At 35.2% G+C, this 15,621-nt stretch carries 13 protein-coding genes; 3 read left to right on the top strand and 10 right to left on the bottom strand.

The window, feature by feature from the left end:
• Positions 1–280 precede the first annotated feature (280 nt).
• A complete protein-coding gene (locus AB1414_06030) occupies positions 281–1,039 on the top strand; it encodes a hypothetical protein (protein MEW6607000.1) in 759 nt (252 codons plus the stop codon).
• Positions 1,040–1,706: 667 nt separating this feature from the next.
• Entirely contained in the window at positions 1,707–3,284 is a 1,578-nt protein-coding gene (locus AB1414_06025; GenBank protein MEW6606999.1) for a hypothetical protein, read from the top strand.
• A 135-nt stretch (positions 3,285–3,419) separates the two neighbouring features.
• Here the strand turns inward: AB1414_06025 and AB1414_06020 are convergent, their stop codons facing one another.
• From AB1414_06020 to ribE, 9 genes are all read right to left on the bottom strand, one after another.
• Positions 3,420–3,659, bottom strand: a complete 240-nt coding sequence (locus tag AB1414_06020) for a four helix bundle protein (protein ID MEW6606998.1) — start codon at positions 3,657–3,659, stop codon at positions 3,420–3,422.
• A 50-nt stretch (positions 3,660–3,709) separates the two neighbouring features.
• Positions 3,710–4,795, bottom strand: coding sequence for an LptF/LptG family permease (locus tag AB1414_06015; GenBank protein ID MEW6606997.1), 1,086 nt, complete (start codon positions 4,793–4,795; stop codon positions 3,710–3,712).
• Positions 4,796–4,885: 90 nt separating this feature from the next.
• Complete coding sequence (locus AB1414_06010; protein MEW6606996.1) at positions 4,886–6,847, bottom strand: DUF2723 domain-containing protein; 1,962 nt, start codon at positions 6,845–6,847, stop codon at positions 4,886–4,888.
• 18 nt (positions 6,848–6,865) lie between these two features.
• Complete coding sequence (locus AB1414_06005; GenBank protein ID MEW6606995.1) at positions 6,866–7,060, bottom strand: gliding motility-associated C-terminal domain-containing protein; 195 nt, start codon at positions 7,058–7,060, stop codon at positions 6,866–6,868.
• 653 nt (positions 7,061–7,713) lie between these two features.
• The gene (locus tag AB1414_06000) at positions 7,714–9,810 is read right to left on the bottom strand and encodes a diguanylate cyclase (protein MEW6606994.1); all 2,097 of its coding nucleotides are present in this window, start codon (positions 9,808–9,810) and stop codon (positions 7,714–7,716) included.
• A gap of 106 nt (positions 9,811–9,916) precedes the next feature.
• The gene (gene pilM, locus AB1414_05995) at positions 9,917–11,272 is read right to left on the bottom strand and encodes a pilus assembly protein PilM (protein MEW6606993.1); all 1,356 of its coding nucleotides are present in this window, start codon (positions 11,270–11,272) and stop codon (positions 9,917–9,919) included.
• The gene (locus AB1414_05990) at positions 11,269–12,306 is read right to left on the bottom strand and encodes a hypothetical protein (protein MEW6606992.1); all 1,038 of its coding nucleotides are present in this window, start codon (positions 12,304–12,306) and stop codon (positions 11,269–11,271) included. The genes pilM and AB1414_05990 overlap by 4 nt, the downstream gene beginning before the upstream one ends.
• Positions 12,293–12,715: a transcription antitermination factor NusB gene (gene nusB / locus AB1414_05985; protein ID MEW6606991.1), complete on the bottom strand. Its 423-nt coding sequence runs from the start codon at positions 12,713–12,715 to the stop codon at positions 12,293–12,295. Before nusB ends, AB1414_05990 begins: the two co-directional genes overlap by 14 nt.
• The gene (ribE, locus tag AB1414_05980; GenBank protein ID MEW6606990.1) at positions 12,716–13,177 is read right to left on the bottom strand and encodes a 6,7-dimethyl-8-ribityllumazine synthase; all 462 of its coding nucleotides are present in this window, start codon (positions 13,175–13,177) and stop codon (positions 12,716–12,718) included.
• A gap of 357 nt (positions 13,178–13,534) precedes the next feature.
• Between ribE and AB1414_05975 the strand changes: the two genes are divergently transcribed.
• Positions 13,535–13,909 (top strand): response regulator, encoded by a 375-nt coding sequence (locus AB1414_05975; GenBank protein ID MEW6606989.1) that lies wholly within the window; start codon positions 13,535–13,537, stop codon positions 13,907–13,909.
• On the opposite strand, the gene AB1414_05970 is transcribed toward AB1414_05975, so the two are convergent.
• The gene (locus AB1414_05970) at positions 13,883–14,803 is read right to left on the bottom strand and encodes an RluA family pseudouridine synthase (GenBank protein MEW6606988.1); all 921 of its coding nucleotides are present in this window, start codon (positions 14,801–14,803) and stop codon (positions 13,883–13,885) included. The genes AB1414_05975 and AB1414_05970 overlap by 27 nt on opposite strands.
• Positions 14,804–15,621 lie beyond the last annotated feature (818 nt).

Raw genomic sequence — 15,621 nt, 5'->3', positions numbered from 1 at the left:
AGACTCCAGGATTGATGTCCGAAGGGTGGAGCAAGAAAAAGTTTGAGCCATTTCTCCAATTCTCCCTTTTCCCCATTTCTCCTTGTTTACACTTCTAATGTATAGCCCTGAACGGTTACAAAAATTCTATGTCAACCTCTTGACAAAATGAGGTAAAAATAGTATTATTATAATTAGGTAGTTAATTCACCAGACCAGGGGAGGAGTTCACGGAATTAAAAGCAAGTAACTGGTAACTAATTACCAGTTACTAATTACCAAATTAAAGGAGGAATTTGAAATGAAAAAAATAATGGTAACGGTTATTTTAATGATTAGCATGGGGATGGCACAGCAGATTTTAGGTAAAGAAGGTGAAAGGGTAGAAAAAGATAGCTTTGGGACAAGACCAATGATTAGTTATTTCGCTACGGATTTTACATTTTTGGATGAGATGACGATGAGATTATCATTAACTCCCCAGCAAACCCAAAAGATGATGATGATTATTAAAGCAGAAAAAGAGGCATTAGAAACCCTTCAACAAGAATGGCAGGAGATACTCAAAGATGAAAAACTATCTATGGAGAAGAAGCAAGACGAAAAAAATAATATGGATAAGAAAACAGTGGAAATTGTAGAGAAGACAAAAATAGATGTCGAACAAACTTTGACCCCGTTTCAGTATAAGGAGTTTGTTCCCTGGCTTGAACAGCAATGGGCTCAAAAATGGGTGCCTGAGATTAAACCACAAAGAGAGGTATCTCCTCCAAGTAATCCTTTTGAACTCGCCGTGCAAAAAAACAAGGAATTTTCAGGCTCTTCAGCAACCACGATGACTGAGAAAGAAAAAGAGGCAAGAGATAAATTTATCCAGGCACTTCAATCAGAAAGTGAAAAGGCTCAGCAGGAATTTTCAAAAGGGTTACCACCACAGCCTTCTTCGCCTAATTTGCAAAAAAATCCATTTGGTGAATCAGCACAAGGAGCAGAAGGATTTCAAAATAATGAAGCGGCTGAACGATTTAAAGAGGCACTTCGTCAACATAGTGAGAAATAGAAATACAACCAGGGGAATGAAAATAAAGGGACTCGGGACTCGGGGCTCGGGACTCGGGAATAAAAGAATCCCCGAACCCCTAAATCCGAACCCCGATTTACAGAAGAACGCTCATGCCCCTGCAGGGCACAAAGGACGATGAAAATAGGGAGGGCACACACCCCCTAACTCCTCTCAAGAGGGGAATACAACCCCCTAACCCCCTTTGTTAAGGGGGAATAAACTTGCTTTTCATCGGTTCCTTGGTCTATAGTCTACGGTCTGGAGTCTATTTTCAGGGGAAACACTCATGAACCGTTGGTTCACAAATGAGGATGAAAATAGTAGGTAGGAGATAGAAGGTGGGAGATAGGGAGATAAGCGTGAGTAGTGGTGTTTTCTTTACTTTCTACTCTCTACTTCCTATTTTCAGGGGAAACGCTCATGCCCCGATAGGGCACAAAGGACGATGAAAATAGTAGGTAGTAGGTAGGGAAGGAATAAACCTCTGGATAGTGAGTTTTCCCTACTAATTCGCTAATTCGCTATTTTCAGGGGAAATAGAGTTTTATGATTCGATGGTTTTATAGTTTAAGAAGATAAGCACGGACGCAGGATACGAGTCTGGAGATACTATACTAATTCACTAATCTCTAATTCACTAATTCGCTATTTTCAGGAGGAATCAATGGAAATACACCGTTCTCAATTTACTAAATTTTCTCTTTTTTTTATTTCTATTAACTTCCTTTCAGAAAATATGGGTTTTTTTACTCATTGGTTAAATCTCTATCTGGGCACTATCTTGCTTTTATGCCTTCTGGTAAGTTATTTCCCATTTAAACCAATGGTTGTATCTAAAAGGTTGTTAATTGCAGGATTATTTTTTTCGCTTCTGGGTTTTGCATTACTTCCCAAAGATATAATTTTAAGATTAACAGGAGTTATCTTTGTTTTATTTGGTTTTGGGCTATTTTTACGAGGATTAAACTACCAGCCAAAAGAGATACCAACATTACTTTTTGCGACGAGCCTTTATCTGTTTTTTATAATATTTTATAAATTTCATCCTTTTGTTTGGTGTGGATTGCAAAATCTATCGCTATCATTCACCGCATCTTTAAGCACACTCATTAGAAAGGATATTCTACTGGGGCATACATTTCTTGGGCTTTTTATCTCTTTGTTATTGCTCTTCATCATTTTGAGTTTGTGCCTTTTCTCGCAGAAAAAGAAAATATTTTCTCTAATCTTAAGTTTAGTTTTAGTTTTATTTATTCAGATAGTTTATGTTATTGGTGTTGCGTTTTTAATAGAGATTTTTCATAAAAAGGATATTTTTATTTTAATCCTGCCTACTTTTTTATCATTACTCCTTCTTATCCCGCTTTATTTTGGTTTAAAAGATGTAGAATTTCAGGCTGAACAAACAAGAGGTGGTAAAATTTTTATCCCCATTATTGGGCTGTTAGTTTGTTTTTCAATTGGTTTTATGACATTTCCGCATCCTTCTCAAAAATCTGTAAGTAAAGAAAAGGTTGTTTTTTATGAAAAAGGCTTTTTAAATTGGGACATACCAACTTTTAACGATTTTGGGGCTTACAGTGGAGGTATGTTTGGAAATTTACCCTTGTTTGTTGCCAGGATTGGATTTGAACCCATCTGGACTAAAACAATTACTCAAAAGATATTAAACGAGGCAAAGATATTAGTTATGATAAATATTGAGGAGGCTATTGCGGATGACGAAAAGAAGGCTATCTGGGAGTTTGTTGAAAAGGGTGGTTCATTACTTCTTTTAGGAGACCATACATTTTATAAAAAAGGTGCAAGTAACCAGTTAAATGACATTTTAGAACCAGTAAATATTAAATATAATTTTGATTCAGCGGATTATTTCATTGGTGGTTGGCTTCATTCATATCAGTATCTTAATCATCCCATTACCATTGGTTTAGAGGATATTGAGGATGAACCAGGAATTGTCGTTGGCGCCTCATTAAAAATTACTCACCCCGCCTACCCTATCATTATGGGTAAATATGGTTACTCTGACCCGGGCAAAGAAGATAATCCCGAACAAGCATATTTAGGGAATTTAGATTATGACCCGAATGAACAATTAGGAGACATTATCCTTGTAGCCTGTCAAAATTATGGTCAGGGCAAAGTTCTGGTTTTTGGTGATACATCCTCTTTTGCTAATTCTCTTCTGGTATTTAGCCACGATTTCGTTAATCGAGTATTTAGCTGGCTGGCGGAATAATGGAGGTAACTATTCACCACGAAGAGCACGAAGGACACGAAGATGTTACAGAACAGTAACTATTCAGCATACCAAGCAAGTAGGAAGTAGGAAGTAGGAAAGGGGGGAAATACTTCATACTATTTTACTCTTAATTCATTTGATTAAACCTATAAGCATCCTACTTCCTACTTGTAACTTATTCTTTATGCCTTGTTTCTTAAACCCTTCGGCAATATTTGCTGGAATAGAAACAGCCGCTGGGCACATCTGTTGCACCAATCCATATTTTTCTTCAGTTGGGAAGTTTTTGGTTATTTCGTATATTCTTAGCACTAAATGATGGCTTTTTTGCCATACTACAAGTTGTCTAAAATCATTTAACTTCTCATTCATTTTCTTCCCCTTTCCTACTTCCCTACTTTCCTACAGGGTGAATAGTTATTCTAATTCTTAATCTTAAATGCTAAATAAATCCCGATTATTCCAAAAATGATATTGGCAATCCAGGCAGAAAAGGCTGGTGGTAAATTTTCAGCCATACCTAAAGCCCGAGCAATACCTATTGCCTCCCAGTAAAGGAAACTGATAAAAATACTCAAGCCAAAACTTGCCACTATTTTGCCTTTGGGTTTTTGTAAAGATAAACTTGTCCCAATTAATGCCATAATCAGGTTAGCAAAAGGGAAAGAAATCTTCAGGTGCAGGTCAACTAACTTATCATTAAATTTACAACCACTTTCCTTGAGTAGTTCGATATATGCGACTAATTCTTTGATACTCATATCATTAGTTTGTTTCTTTTCTGCCTGACTAATTAACCAGATTTCTTTTGGAGACCACATCTGTAGCATTTGCTCTTCAAACTTCTCTTCCTTGATAACCAATCCCTGTTGATTAAACCCTCGCAAAATTCCTTTTTCAAGCCGCCAGATACCATTTACCCACCGTGCCTCTTTAGCATCTATTCGTAAAGAAAGGTGGCCTTCATCATTCAGGGCTTTAATTTCTATCCCCTCCATTTTCCCTTTTTCTTTATCAAACGATTTAATCGTCAGAAACCAGCCTTTATCATTTCTAAAAGAAAGATTTTCAACGATGAAAGAGATATTTTCACGATATATTTTTTGTGATTTTATTTTACTTACCCTCTGGTTAGCCTTTGGAACAATAGAATTATTAAAACCTGTAATTAAGAAACTAATGAACAATGCAGATAACAAAATAGGTAAAATAATACGGTATGAATGGACGCCAGATGATTTCATTGCCATAATTTCGTTATGATGGGCAAGACTCCCCAGGGAAAACAGGCAGGCTAATAATACCGCAACCGGACTGACTAACACCAGAGCAAAAGGTATTTGACAGAGGAAATACTCAGTAAAGATTAAAGGAGAGAGTTGCGTTTCTATCAATAACGTTGACTGGGTAAAAAAGCGGGTAATGATAATTAATCCACTAAAGAAGAAAAGGCTCGTCACAAAGGGTTTCCAGAATGTCCGTAAGATATAAAACTCAAGAATCTGCATAATTATGAATTATAATACCTTCTTCCTCTGATGTCAATAAAAAAAATGGGAGCAACCCTTGAATATGTAATTTACGACTAAATTCCCTATTCAAGGGCTGACTCCCTTTAACCTCTTATAAGCTATCTCAAGATTATAATGTGCATTTGCAGACTCAGGGTTTAATTTAAGCGCCTTTTGTAACTCAATAATTGCCTTGTCGTAGAATCCCATATTTCCATAAATTCCTCCATAGGTAGAATATGAATTAGCATAGTTATTTATAATTGCCTCTTCTCGCCAGCCTTTGTAAATAGATTTATTTAGTCCTCTAATCTTAAACTCTATCTTATTTTTTTCAAGTTCATCGAACATCTCTTTATTATCTACCTTGTGTCCTACTACCCGCCAACACATCCCTTCTGGAACAAGCCCATATTTTTTATCTACCCACGCGTCCGAAAAGACATAAATTGGTCTTGAGTTAATGTTATTATGAATAATATTATTTAATTTAATTCGCGTGATTATCTCACCAGAGAGGGCTTGAGGTAACTGCTCTGGATAATCAGAATGCAAAGGTTTTATTCGATTAGCATACCATTTATATTGGATAAAGACCGTGTCAAGTAAATCAATATCCGGTCGCTCTTTCTCACAATAGCAAAGATACCATAAGGTAAAACCAATATTGTCATCTTCACTAAAAAGTATGGCATCAGGCTTCAGCTGGTTGAGGATATTAGTTTTGTAATCATAAGCAAAAAAGTGTTGGCTTTTATCGCTTTGAAATAAGTGCAGATTATATGGGATAAGGGGCAGGAGTCCTAAAAGGAGTAAAGGGTAGGGGGATAAATATTTTTTTAAATACCTCATTATGTTCCACAAACCATATCCAGTAAAAACTCCAAAGACAGCAAATGACGGGATGTAGTAATCTTCTATGTTAATGATGGTGTATCGGATAGAATGAAGTATATCGGTTAAGACTAATAATGTCAGGAAAATAAACATCCTCTGCCTTTGCTTAAAAAGTCCTATCATCCCTACTATTCCAACCCAAACCAGATAAAGCGTCCATTGATGTGGAAAAAACCTGGTAAGATGAGTAAATATTCTAATGGCGAGTTCTTTAATTGAGGATGAAAAATAATAGCCATATTGTCCGCCACGGATATGCTCTATAAATCTATCTACGGTTTGAGGGTCACCCCAATTATGGATAGGATTGGTAGAAGCACGAATGGGTAGATATAGCCATAATAATAACGGTAAGAAAAAGCAAATAAACATCTTAAATAAGTGATAAGGGGTAAGTATTTTTCGGGTCTTTTCTTTCTTCATCTGATAGGTAATTACGGCAATAAGATAAATAGCCGGTGGAATCAGAAATATAGATTGCATATGGTGAGTGAAAGATAGACCCAGGGTAAAAGAGAAAAGGTAAAGATAGAATTGCGGCTTGTGTGTATCTGGCGAATTAAGTGATTCATACCATTTCAGCAGGATAAAGATTAGTAGAGTGGCAAATAAGGCATTAAGGGTATATTTTTCGGCAATTAATGCCTGTTCCCAGAAGGTAACGGCAAAGGCAAGCATAAATGCTCCTACTGACGCGGCTATAAATTTAAAACTAAAGAAATCATTTTTTATCCTCTGTGGACTGTTTGTGGCTAACTTTAGAATGGTAAAATATACCATCAGGCAAGCCAGCGAGGCACATAATGCCGAAAGCATATTCATTCGGTAAGCGATATTGCCAATCGGTAGAATAGTTATCCAGAACTTACCCAGCAGGCAATAAAGAGGATACCCCGTAGGATGAGGGATACCCAATACATACGCCGCAGTTACCATATCCCCGGCATCATGTAAGGCAATAGATGGGGTTAAGGTATGAAGATAGATTCCAAAAACAATTAAAAAAACTAAAATGCCGCATAGATAATCTATAAAACTAAATAGGTTTGAAACAATCGGTTCATCTTTGGCTATAATAAATTCTAACATTTTAGAAAAAGAAGAATGCTTACTTTTTTGTTTTTGAGTTAGTTGTTTCTTTTTCTTGCCCATAATTTAGAACGGGACCCCTTATTTTATTATCCCTAATTTACCTGTCTTTGTCGTCTTGCCATCCGATAAAATATAAATGTAAATCCCGGATGAGACCCTTTTGTTATCTTTGTTGATACAACCCCAGTCCCAGCCATCAGTAATCTCCTCTTTCTCAAACACCTCTTCTCCAGCAATGTTATAAATTTTGTAAGCGTTCAGGTGGTGTAACAAAAGGAGATGTGGAGATTAAGAAGATAGGGAGATATTATTAAAAAAATTGAAATTAGTAGAAACTAATAGAAATTTATAGAAATTTGTTGTTTTCCACAATCAATTTCTACCTATTTTTGCTTCGCAACATTCTTCGAATTCTATAAATTTCAATCTATTTCTATTATCTTATCTCCATATCGCCCTTATCTCCTTATCCCCTTTCTCTGGAGTTTCGTGAATTTTCTATGATTCCTTTCTCCTTTAATCTTTGCGTTCTTTGCGGTCGATTTCTTTGCGTTCTTTGCGATTAAAAAAGGATAAATCGCAAAGGGCACAAAGTAGTAACGCAAAGGGCACAAAGGGAAGAAAATAGGTAAAGCATTTTTTATCAACTCAACTTCAAAGGATAAGTTGCAAAAAAATCATCAGGCTTTTGAGCCTAATTTTGCCATCTTTGAGCAAAATAAACAGATTGATAAGGATTCAGATAGACTCAATGGCTCCTTAAATTAACGAAACTCCAGCTCAGCCAAACGGTATTTAATTACCAGTTACCAATCACCAGTTACCAGAATTAAATTCCGTGCGTTATTTGTTCAACACGACATTAGATGTCAGTTTTTAAAGGTATCCCCTTAATATCTGACTTCGGTCTTCTGTCCTCTGAATATTCAGGCTACTTCTTTGTAGACTTGAACCTGATTTCCTCCTTGCTTTTTTGCCTTTTGCATTATATTTTCTATTTTAACAATTAATTCATCCTCTTTAGTTCCATCCTCCGGGCAGGTAATGACGCCAATACTTACCGTTACAGGTAAAGCGGCACTGCCAATAGGAAACTTATGCGAACTGATAAGGTTACACAATCGTTTTGCGACCATCTCTGCCTTTTCTTTATCTGTATTAGTCAATATCAGAATAATTTCATCGCCGCCATAGCGGACGGCTATATCTATTTTTCGTGCATCTGTTTTGACAATATTGGAAATCTCAACCAGTATTCGATTTCCAACCTGATGCCCATAGATAGTATTCATAGATTTAAAGTGGTCAATATCAAGCATTAATAACGAAAGTGGGAGACTATGCCTTTGTGCTCGCAAAATCTCCTCACTGATGCGGTCCTGGAAATAACTGTAATTATAGAGATTGGTCAAACCATCGATTATTGACAAATAAGAGATTTTCTCATACAACTGGGCATTAGAAATAGAGATAGCCATCACATTAGCCGCAATCAGAAGGATAACATATTTAGTTAGATTTATAGTTATACCTTGCTCTAATTTTTTTATCTCAAGTAACGCAATTGTTTCATTTTGTTTTTTTAACGGGACACAAAGAAGTATGTTAGTCCCTTCACTATTAGTAATCTCTTCTTTATGAATATCCATTGCCATGAAAGAGTCACCACTTTTTATGACCTCATTGAGGATTTCCTTATCTCTGTCTTCAATTGTCTCATCACAGTTGTTGAAGATAAGTGTTTTTAACCCATCTCCTTTTTCCTTATCTATGAGTATGAGTCTGTAACTTTTTGCTCCAACAAAGTTACAGAGCATTTTCTTTTCAATTGCCAATAAGACATCTTCTAATTTATGGGATATGGCTAACTCAGAACTAAAATCAAATAAGGTTGATAATTGCATCATCTTTTCTCGCAGGGCTTCTTCGTCTTTTTTCATTAATTCCCTCTGTTCTGCGGCAACTTTATGAGATTTAACATTTTCAATGGCTATGGCGACCAATTTAACAAGTTTTTGTAGTTCGTTTAATCCTTCATCAGTAATATAAATTGGTGAGTCATCAACTACATTATCGATATGAATCGCTCCAAAGCATTTTTCATTACCCATCAAGGGTAGAGTAATCATTGTTTTAATTTTATATCGTTCAGCAAAATCCTCAGCCGGTCCTCTAAACTTACTTGGGTTAGGGTCTGTAATCATCACCGGCTTATTGTCTCTCACGAGCCAATCATATAATGGCTCTTCTTTTTTTATCATAAACCATTTTAGTTCTCCAACAGGTATGCGGTTAGAGGTGCGACCGAGTAAATCGCCACTATGCTCATCAATAAGCATAACCGTACAGCGCTCCATATTAGCAATGATAGGAAATCGTTCAACAACAAATCGCATGATATTTTCCAGATCTATCAAAGAAGAGAATAATTTACTTGTCGTTCCATAAAATACTGACATTTTATTCATTTCTTCACGAAGTTTGTCAACTATTTTGTCTTTTTCAACGCTTTGTTCGGCTAATTTCTTTGTGTAACGAGATAAAATAGAGCCCAAAATAGCTATTGCCCAGAATAATGGTAGTCTTGTTGCAAATAAATATTGATAGGTTCGCACATCAATATTTTCTATATCAAAAAGTATATTAAAAAGATAGGCGGTACTTACTAATATACCGAAAAAGACACAAGATTGGGTATCAAGAGCAAGTGAGGCTAAAATTAAAGGCATAAGATACAACAAGTAGAAATTACTTTGAATCCCACCTGTGAAATTTACAAGAAACCCAATTAATCCCACATCTAATCCGGCGATAATATGTATTAGATAAGGGAAATCTTCTTTATTCCTCAACAATAACTCGTATATCAGGCTAAGAAAAAGCCCTATTCCCACAATGATATAAACTACATTTTGGTTAATCTCCTCTACATGAGGTAATTGAATGACCAAAATGATGAAGATACTGACGATTAGTCGTATTAGAAAGGTAACCCGAACTAATTTATCTATCTTTTTCACCATAATTTTTGCCTCCTTATTTTTGGTAATTGGTAACTGGTGAATGGTAAGTAGTTACCCTTCACCAGTTACTTGCTTTAATTTCGTGAAGCCATAAATTGGTAACTCCTTATTCTTTACCACTTACCAGATTTGCTTTAAGACTGAATTCTTCGAGCTCCTGATTTTCAAGCCTGTGTTTAACAATACTGCCGGTAAATTCTACATTTTTCAGATAAGGTGATGCCTCTAAAATAGGTAATAATACAGATGCCGAACCCAATGTCGTTCCGCTTAATTCCTTTAATTGGTCTTTTTCAAAGGTAACATTCTTTATCCAGGCATTAGAAGGTAAAATATTGGACAATTCAAGGAGTAAATCCAGGTATTCTATTTTATCTTCCTTTGCACCCTGAAATAATTGAAATTCTTCTTGAATCTCCACTATTTCACTCAGGAGAGATTGATTTTTTGAGATAATTCCATCTATGGTTTCTAATTTCCCCTCTCTACTTATCAGATTCAAATGAAAAATACCATTTAATAAAATAAAGATTAGAGTGACTAAAATTCCTGTCTTTATATAATTGGTTTTTCGTAGTTCTTTTGCTCTAATCTCCTTCATTGGGGATAGGTCAATGCTTAATTTCCCCTCTTTTATCCCTCGCCATGCCGAGCTAATTGTAGATAAATCTCCTCCCTCTGAGGTCAAAGACGCAAGTGGGTCAATAACTATTGTTGAAATACCTAATTCTTGTTTTAAATTTTGGGCTATACCATTTGATATTCCTTTAGTGAGAATTATCTTATCAATTTTGAATCCCTCTGATGAGGTTTGAAAGTAATCAATAATTTTCTTTATCTCTTCTAAAAAAACTGTGTCATCTGTTAAGAAAGGAAGACTTTTGGTGAACTCCAGTTTCTCGTTTTTTAAAAGACTTATTTCACTACAATCAGTTTCACTACTTATTAGCAAAGTAGTGTTGTGTTTAAATTCATTAGAAAATAGTTCAAGGCACAGGTTAATTATGCTAAAAGAATCTACATCGACAAAAAGTGGCTTAAGTTCGATTTGAGATAAAAGTTGTAAGTAAGGGTCAACTACTTCTTTTCTAACCGCCACTAACAGAATATTAGTTTTCTTCTCAAATTGTCCTATAATCTGATAATCGTAATATACCTCTTCAATAGGATATGGAATATGTTCTTCAACTTCATATTTTAGAGCCTGACTGATTAAATCTTTTTTTATCGGGGGTAATTCAATGATATTTACTAAAATCTGTCTTCTCGGAAGCCCCAAACAGATATATTTTGTTTTAATATTATTCTTCTTGAAGAATCGCTTTATATATAAAGCAACTTCTCCTTCTCCAATACCTGTTGGTATCTCTTGAGTTTTAATTGAACTTAATTTTCGATAAGTTCCTTTTACCTGAGCAATATTAATTTTATCTTTACTGACTGTGAGTCCTATACTTATCATTTTTGATTTTCTATGACCAATATTCGTTCATAAACCTTTTCTTGAGGGCTAATATCAATTATGAAATCCTCAACACACTTATTTATAAAGTCCTTAAATAGCTGTTTATCAAATAGTCGGATATTTTCTTCATCATCTCCTATATAAGTATTAGATAGGTTATCTTTATATTCCTTATCCCACAAAAGTCTATCTGTGGTTGCTTCAAAAAATGATATAGACATATTAATATCAATATTCCTTTCAATATAAGGTTGATAATAATATATAAATTCCTTTTTTTCTTCAGAATAATAATTTTTAAGTTCCGATTTTTTATATCTACGGTCCTTAAATTCATTAATTTTAACGACAAATAATCCATCAATAGATAAGATTTTGTATAAAAGCATTCTTTTTGATGAGTTTTCTAAGTCCTGCTGGCTAATGGGTTCCTCTTGCATTAAATCTTTTATCTCATAATCTTCCAGGATATAAAAAGGGTTTTCTTCAAGGACATTCATCTTGAATACCTGCGATAACATCTGGCTAATTTTTATTGCATTTTTATCATCTTCATTTTTTGAAAAGGAAAAGAGGGCAACTCGATTTATCTTATCAATCTTTATTTTGGACTCCAGAATTCTTTTAATGGGAATTTTTACCGTAGAAATCTTTATATGCGATGGAGTCTCTTTTTCTGAAGTAGTTGTTTGTGTTGAATTAAGACATTCTCTCTCAAATGAGTTAAGATTCTTTTGATACACAGATATATCTGGAGCCAAACTGACTGCCTTTTGATAAGCCTCTTTTGCCTTATCATTTAGATTGAAATATTCATAGACAACCCCTAAACTATTATATATTGATGCCTCTTGAGGTGCTAATTCTAATGCCTTTAAAAGATGGAGTTTAGCATCTTGCCAGAGGTCTAATCTGATATATTTAACCGCTATGTTGTGTTGGAGGATAGATTCTTTTTTTATCTGGGAAGATGTCGTTGTGCATCCCATTAATAAGAGAAGGGCTATTAATCCTGATTTATACCCTGACACGATTAATATCCTCCTTTATTTTATCTAAAATACCATTGACAAACTTTGACGAGTCCTGAGTGCTATAAGTTTTAGCCAATTCTACGGCTTCATTAATCACAACGGCTCCAGGAATATCTTTCATTGCCATTAATTCAAGGGTAGCTATTCGCATAATATTGCGGTCAACAATAGCTATTCTGGAAAATTCCCAATTATCCGCATGGGAACTAATAAGGTTGTCAACCTCGAATAACCTTTTTAATACCCCTCTAATTAAAGAATCAGCAAACTCTTTAATTTCAGGTAATACATCCCTCTGCTCTTGCCAGAATATAGAAATGACCTCATCTGGCTCAGATTGAGATGCTTCAATCGCAAAGAGTACTTGAAGGGCTAATTCTCTTGCCTTTGATCTTTTCCTTTTCATTTAAACACTTTTATATAGATTAGCCATTTCAATGGCTGATAATGCCGCATCAAATCCCTTGTTACCACTTTTGGTTCCAGCGCGTTCAATCGCCTGTTCGATTGTATCTGAAGTGATAACTCCAAAAATGACAGGGATACCACTTTCTAACGAAACATTCGCAATCCCTTTAGCGACTTCATTACAAATATAATTAAAATGTGGCGTTTCCCCTCGAATGACAACTCCCAGGCAGATAATAGCATCATATTTCTTCATATCTGCCATTTTTTTTGCGATATACGGGATTTCAAAAGAACCCGGGACTTTAACAATTTCAATATCATCTTCTTTTGCCCCATGTCGAACTAAGGCATCTAAACAGCCATCAACTAATTTAGATGTAATAAACTCGTTAAATCGGGAGACAATTACTCCTATCTTTAATCCTTTTGCCTCTAATTTTCCTTCATAAACCTTCATTTTCTCCAACCTCCTTAAGTTTGGTAATTGGTAATTGGTAATAAGTTTGGTAATTGGTAATTGGTAACTGGTAATTGGTGAATGGTAAGTTTTCTACTGTCTGTTTTTAAGTATACCACAATTTTTCCAAAAGTCAAGAAGAAAGTGATGACCCATTACATAATTAGTGAGATTTTTCTTGACAAATAAGTAAATTTTGAGTATTATTTATTAAGAAACGAAAAAATCCCTATATATTTGGGTTAATCATATAAACCATAAGACTTCACGGAATTAAAAACAAGCAATTGGTAACCGGTGATTTAGTTACCAATCACCAGTTACCAATTACCAAAGATAGGAGGGTAATGAATTATAATGGCAAAAAAAAGAATTTTAGTAATTGATGATGATTGTGTTATTCTTCGAGTTATCAACTTGAAATTAAGCCAGGGCGGTTTTGAGGTCAGGACGGCAAATGATGGAAGAGAAGGACTACAGAAAGCATTTGAGGAAACGCCAGATTTAGTTATTACGGATATTATGATGCCTAAATTAGATGGTTTGTCCGTATATCAGGAATTAAAGAAAAATCCAAAAACAGAAAAAGTGCCAGTAATCTTTCTAACCGCATTAGGTGAAGAAAACGAGGAATTAAAAGAACTTGGTCCATTCACTGTAATTACTAAACCCTTTAGCCCAAAACAAATATTAAATACCGTTAATTCAATGTTGAATTTGCCTTTGCTTTAATTCCTTGATAAATTCACTTATGTCTTCTGGAAGGCGAGAGGAGAACTCTAAATATATATTGGTAATTGGGTGGTAAAATCCAAGCAGAAAGGAATGTAGTGCTTGCCTTTTGAGTGAGACTTCTCTTCTCTTGCCATATCTTTTATCCCCGACAACCTGATATCCAAGGTAACTCAAGTGAACTCGAATTTGATGTGTTCTACCTGTGCCTAATTTCACCTCTAAAAGTGAATAACCTGCAGAAAATCGCTCTTTTACCTTAAAATAAGTAATGGCATTTTTGGCTAATCTCCCTTTTACCTTCATTCCCACACCACCATCCCATTCCCTTCCAATGGGAAGATTTATCTCGCCTTCATCCTGTTTTACAATTCCATACACAAGGGCGAAATAAGACCGATTAATCGTATGAGCGCTGAATTGTCGGGCTAATGACCAATAGGCTTTATCGCTTTTGGCGATAACTATTATTCCTGATGTGTCCTTATCCAGACGGTGAACTATCCCTGGTCGAAAAGGAGCACCAATTGAAGAAAGTCTGCCTTTAGTATGAAATAGTAAGGCATTGATTAATGTGCCGGATTTTATTTTATGGGTAGGATGAACTATAATGCCGGCAGGTTTGTTGATGACGATAATATCATCATCCTCATATAAAATCTCTAAAGGAATATCTTCTGCCGGGATATTGAAATCTTCAGGTTGAGGTAAATTAATTATTATTCTGTCTCCTGGTTTTATTTTATAATGTGGTTTTACGCCGGTGTTATCATTTAAAGTTACCTGGTTAGATTTAATCAAATCTTGGATTCTTACCCGGGATAAACCTGATTTTTTAGTCAAATAAACATCTAATCTCTGATTCTCCTCATCTTTAAGGACAGTTAATTCCATAAGTTACATATTACATTGAGATGGACAATAAGTCAAGAAAAACTTTATTAAAGGCGTTCGGGAAACTGTAATTCAGACAGTAGACTATAGACATCAGACATCAGACTAAAGCGGGCAGAAATTGCAGAAGAATGAAAGCTTGGGAGACCTACCTATACTTCTGCTGGAAGAGTTGAAAGAATAGACTGTCACTGACATAGGTAAGGCTTAGGGAAAAATTCCACCTGTGCGGTTAAATGTAAAATGGATAATGTCCAATGAGAAATGTCCAATGAAAATGTATAACTGAAAGGTAATGAGTCTTGCGAAGTACTAAAATTTCCCATTTTTCATTTCCTATTTTACATTTTACATTTATTTTTCCTTTGCGTCTCTGCGATGAATTAGTCTAATTGCACAGGTGGAAAAAATTTGTAGTACGAGACTTTAGCCTCGCTTCTGGCAAGCCAAAAGGCGAACCTAAAGATTCACACTACATTTATGGGATGTCAAAGGTTAATTCCTGTGCATTTGTGGTTAATTTCCTTAACTTTCTGTGAACTCTGTGTCTCTGTGGCTGAACGCTTACTAATCCTCATCGTAGAAATTTATGACACAAACATGTTTGAAAGTCTATGGTAACATAACTAATGGTCATATAAAGGGAATGTGTGGCAGGTCTGATTTTCATACCTCACATTAGTTGTTATTCTTGTAACTATTCAGCTTCCATTTTTTTCCTTTTAACACTGAAAGTGTTAAATTTCACATAACCGTAGATATAATCTACGGAAAAAGACTCGTGAGCACTACTCGACCCTGAAAGGGTCGAATTTTAT

Source organism: bacterium, assembly GCA_040755795.1.
Classification (GTDB): Bacteria; UBA9089; CG2-30-40-21; order CG2-30-40-21; family SBAY01; genus JBFLXS01.
This window is presented reverse-complemented; position numbering and strand designations above follow the sequence as displayed.

Coding starts and splice junctions, on each gene's coding strand:
- pilM (MEW6606993.1), bottom strand. CDS start 11,272: ATGATAAGTATAGGACTCACAGTCAGTAAAGATAAAATTAATATTGCT.
- AB1414_06010 (MEW6606996.1), bottom strand. CDS start 6,847: ATGGGCAAGAAAAAGAAACAACTAACTCAAAAACAAAAAAGTAAGCAT.
- AB1414_05975 (MEW6606989.1), top strand. CDS start 13,535: ATGGCAAAAAAAAGAATTTTAGTAATTGATGATGATTGTGTTATTCTT.
- nusB (MEW6606991.1), bottom strand. CDS start 12,715: ATGAAAAGGAAAAGATCAAAGGCAAGAGAATTAGCCCTTCAAGTACTC.
- AB1414_06000 (MEW6606994.1), bottom strand. CDS start 9,810: ATGGTGAAAAAGATAGATAAATTAGTTCGGGTTACCTTTCTAATACGA.
- AB1414_05970 (MEW6606988.1), bottom strand. CDS start 14,803: ATGGAATTAACTGTCCTTAAAGATGAGGAGAATCAGAGATTAGATGTT.
- AB1414_06020 (MEW6606998.1), bottom strand. CDS start 3,659: ATGAATGAGAAGTTAAATGATTTTAGACAACTTGTAGTATGGCAAAAA.
- AB1414_06030 (MEW6607000.1), top strand. CDS start 281: ATGAAAAAAATAATGGTAACGGTTATTTTAATGATTAGCATGGGGATG.
- AB1414_06015 (MEW6606997.1), bottom strand. CDS start 4,795: ATGCAGATTCTTGAGTTTTATATCTTACGGACATTCTGGAAACCCTTT.
- ribE (MEW6606990.1), bottom strand. CDS start 13,177: ATGAAGGTTTATGAAGGAAAATTAGAGGCAAAAGGATTAAAGATAGGA.
- AB1414_06025 (MEW6606999.1), top strand. CDS start 1,707: ATGGAAATACACCGTTCTCAATTTACTAAATTTTCTCTTTTTTTTATT.